This is a genomic window from Streptomyces sp. CO7 (genome assembly GCF_053474865.1).
On the sequence record NZ_JBRIOU010000007.1, the window covers coordinates 133,693 to 137,707 of the forward strand.

Here is a 4,015-nt window from a genome sequence, read left to right on the forward strand (position 1 = left end):
GGACTCCGCCCGGGTTTTCTCCCCCGCCGCCGCCTGACGGCCCCGCTCACCGTGACCGGCCCCAGCGCTCGACCGGTGCCGGGCCGGGCCGCGGTCGCCGCCTGACGGCCCACCGCACCGGATTCCCGGCCCGCCGATGCCCCGCAGAAGCTCCGCCCCGCCCTCCCCGCTGCCGCAGCGCGACGGGGTCGATCCGGTGCGCGTCCGCCTGCCCGCGGACGGCCCCGGCTCCACCGTGGGCGAGCACCTGCGGCTGCGTCTGGCGGCGGGGCCCGGGGTGATCGACGCGATGTTCGCCGAGGGGGCGATCGTCGGCGCCGACGGGCGTCCCGTGGACCCGGCCACCCCCTACCGGGCCGGTCTGCACGTCTGGTTCCACCGGGAGCTGCCGCCCGAGGAGCCGGTGCCCTTCCCGGTGGAGGTGGTCTACCGGGACGAGCACGTCGTGGTCGCCGACAAGCCGCACTTCCTGGCGACGACGCCGCGCGGCGCCCATGTCGCCGAGACCGCGCTGGCGCGGCTGCGGCGCGACCTGGGCATCCCCACGCTGACCGCGGCGCACCGGCTGGACCGGCTGACCGCGGGCCTGGTGCTGTTCACCGTGCGGCCCGGGGAACGCGGTGCCTACCAGGCGCTGTTCCGCGACCGGCGGGTCGCCAAGGAGTACGAGGCGATCGCCCCCTTCGACCCCGCGCTGGAGCTCCCCCGGGTGGTGCGCAGCCGCCTGGTGAAGGAGCGCGGCTCGCTGACCGCCCGTGAGGTCGAGGGCGAGCCGAACGCGGTGAGCCGGGTGGAGCTGGTGGAGCGGCGCGGCGGGCTGGGCCGGTACCGGCTGCTGCCGGAGACGGGGCAGACGCACCAGCTGCGCGTCCACCTGTGCGCGCTGGGGGTGCCGATCCTCTGGGACCCGCTGTACCCCGTGGTGGCGCCCGAGGCCGCCCGCGGCGACTTCTCCCGCCCCCTGCAGCTGCTGGCCCGCGAGCTGCGCTTCACCGACCCGGTGACGGGGCTGCGGCACGCCTTCCGCAGCGGGCGCGAGCTGGAGGGGCTGTCCCCGCAGCCCGCGCCCCCGGGACCGGGCGGTCAGCCCACCGAGGAGTAGGCGACCACGCCGCGCAGCAGCGCGTCGACGGCCCTGCGCGCGGTCCTCGGCACGGTCGACCCCTCGGAGGGGGCCGCCGCGGCGATCTGGCCGAGCACGTCGATGACCTGCTTGCACCAGCGCACGAAGTCGCCGGCCGGCATCTCCGCCTCGCGCAGCACCTCGTCCAGCCCCTTGTCGGAGGCCCACATGTAGGCCGCCCAGGCGAAGCCGAGGTCCGGCTGGCGCTGGCCCACGCCCTCGGTCTGCCGGATGCGGAAGTCCTCCTCCAGCGCGTCGAGCCGGCCCCAGATGCGGACCGTCTCGTCCAGCGCGGCCTTGGCCTTGCCGCTGGGCACCTTGGGCGCCATGGCGTCGTCACCGGCGCGGGACTCGTAGACCAGCGCCGAGACGCAGGCCGCGAGCTCGGCCGGCTGGAGCCCTTCCCAGACGCCGGCCCGCAGGCACTCGCTGGAGAGCAGGTCCAGCTCGCCGTACAGGCGTGCCAGCCGCCTGCCGTGCTCGGTGACCTCGTTGCCGCGCAGGTAGTCCAGCTCCGTCAGCAGGGCGACGATCCGGTCGAAGGTGCGGGCGATGGTGTTGGTCCGGCCCTCGATCCGCCGCTCCAGCTGCGAGGTGTCGCGCATCAGCCGGTGGTACCGCTCGGCCCACCGGGCGTGGTCCTCGCGGTCGTCGCAGCCGTGGCAGGGGTGCGCCCGCAGGGCGGTGCGCAGCCGCTTGATCTCGCGGTCGTCGGCGGCCTCGGCGCGGCGCCTGCGGTGCCGCTCGGGCGCGATGTGGCCGGCCTTGGTGCGCAGCGCGGAGGCCAGGTCACGGCGCGACTGCGGGGAGCGGGCGTTGAACGACCGGGGGATGCGCATCCGGTCCAGCGCCTCCACCGGCACCGGGAAGTCCATCTCCGCCAGCCGCTTGACCTGGCGTTCGGCGGTGAGTACCAGCGGGCGCGGCCCGTCGTGCCGGTCGATCCCGCGGTGGCCGTCGGTCCGCCCGGCGGGCAGGCCCGGGTCCAGGACGAGGGCGAGTCCGGCGTACTTGCCGGTGGGGACGTGGATGATGTCGCCGGGCTTCAGCTTCTCCAGGGAGGCGGCCGCCTCGGCGCGGCGCACGTGGGCGCCCTGCCGGGCCAGCTCGTTCTCCCGGTCCTTCAGCTCGCGGCGCAGCCGGGCGTACTCGTCGAAGTCGCCCAGGTGGCAGGTCATGGCCTCCTTGTAGCCGGAGAGGCCCTCCTCGTTCTTCTGCACCTGCCGGGAGATGCCGACCACCGACTTGTCGGCCTGGAACTGGGCGAAGGAGGTCTCCAGCAGCTCGCGCGAGCGGTGCCGCCCGAACTGCTCGACCAGGTTGACGGCCATGTTGTACGAGGGCTTGAAGCTGGAGCGCAGCGGATAGGTGCGGGTGCCCGCGAGACCGGCCAGGTGCTCGGGGTTCATCGCGCGCTGCCACAGGACCACGGCGTGGCCCTCGACGTCGATGCCGCGGCGGCCGGCCCGGCCGGTGAGCTGGGTGTACTCGCCGGGGGTGATGTCGGCGTGGGTCTCGCCGTTCCACTTGACCAGCTTCTCCAGCACCACGGAACGGGCGGGCATGTTGATGCCCAGCGCCAGCGTCTCGGTGGCGAAGACCGCCTTGACCAGGCCGCGGACGAAGAGCTCCTCGACGACCTCCTTGAAGCTCGGCAGCATGCCGGCGTGGTGGGCGGCGATGCCGCGCTCGAGGCCTTCCAGCCACTCGTAGTAGCCGAGGACGTGCAGGTCCTCGGCCGGGATGGACGCGGTGCGCTCCTCGACCAGGTCGCGGACCTTCTGGCGGGCCTCGTCGTCGTTGAGCCGCAGCCCGGCGTAGAGGCACTGCTGGACGGCGGCCTCGCAGCCGGCCCGGCTGAAGATGAAGGTGATTGCGGGGAGCAGGCCCTCGGCGTCCAGGCGCTCGATGACCTCCGCCCGGCTGGGCGTCCAGATGCGGGAACGCGAACGCCGCTCGCGCTCCCTGTCGGCCTCGCGCATCATCTTGCCGCGGCGGCGCTCCTGGTAGGACGGGCGGGCGGCCTCCAGCCGGGCCATCCGGGTCAGGTCCGGGTTGACGGCCTTGCGGCTGCCCTCGGCCTCCTCGAACAGGTCGTACATCCGGCGGCCGGCCAGCACGTGCTGGAACAGCGGCACGGGGCGGTGCTCGGAGACGATCACCTGGGTGTCGCCGCGCACGGTGTCCAGCCAGTCGCCGAACTCCTCGGCGTTGGAGACGGTGGCGGAGAGGGAGACCAGGGTGACGGACTCCGGGAGGTGGATGATCACTTCCTCCCAGACCGCGCCGCGGAAGCGGTCGGAGAGGTAGTGCACCTCGTCCATGACCACGTAGCCGAGGCCGAGCAGGGTCTGCGACCCGGCGTAGAGCATGTTCCGCAGCACCTCGGTGGTCATCACGACCACCGGGGCGTCGGAGTTCACGCTGTTGTCACCGGTGAGCAGGCCGACCTTGTCGGCGCCGTAGCGGCGGCACAGGTCGGAGTACTTCTGGTTGGAGAGCGCCTTGATGGGCGTGGTGTAGAAACACTTCTTGCCCTGTTCCAGGGCGAGGTGGACGGCGAACTCGCCGACGATCGTCTTGCCGGAGCCGGTGGGGGCCGCGACCAGCACGCCCTTGCCGGCCTCCAGCGCCGTGCAGGCCTCGATCTGGAACGGATCGAGGCCGAAGTCGTACATCTCGCGGAACGCGCCGAGCGCCGTGGCCTGCTCCGCGGCGCGCCTGCGGGCTGCCGCGTACCGCTCGGCGGGAGAGAGATCCTCTGTCATCGTACGTTCGAGCGTACCCGTCGGCGCCGACAACCGAACGATCTTTTGCGGGGCCCTTCGACGGCCCGGCGGCCGCGGCCCGGCGGGTCCGGCCTCCGGCTCCGGCGCGTCCCCGGGCCCGCGC

General features: G+C 73.8%; 2 protein-coding genes. One reads left to right on the forward strand and one right to left on the reverse strand.

Annotation, left to right across the window (positions count from 1 at the left end):
- The first annotated feature begins 136 nt into the window (after positions 1–136).
- On the forward strand, positions 137–1,102 hold the full coding sequence (locus tag ACOV8S_RS24440) for a pseudouridine synthase (RefSeq protein ID WP_448320325.1): 966 nt from the start codon (positions 137–139) through the stop codon (positions 1,100–1,102).
- Here ACOV8S_RS24440 and ACOV8S_RS24445 read toward each other — a convergent pair.
- Positions 1,084–3,891: a DEAD/DEAH box helicase gene (locus ACOV8S_RS24445; protein WP_448320327.1), complete on the reverse strand. Its 2,808-nt coding sequence runs from the start codon at positions 3,889–3,891 to the stop codon at positions 1,084–1,086. The two genes, ACOV8S_RS24440 and ACOV8S_RS24445, sit on opposite strands and share 19 nt — an antisense overlap.
- Positions 3,892–4,015 lie beyond the last annotated feature (124 nt).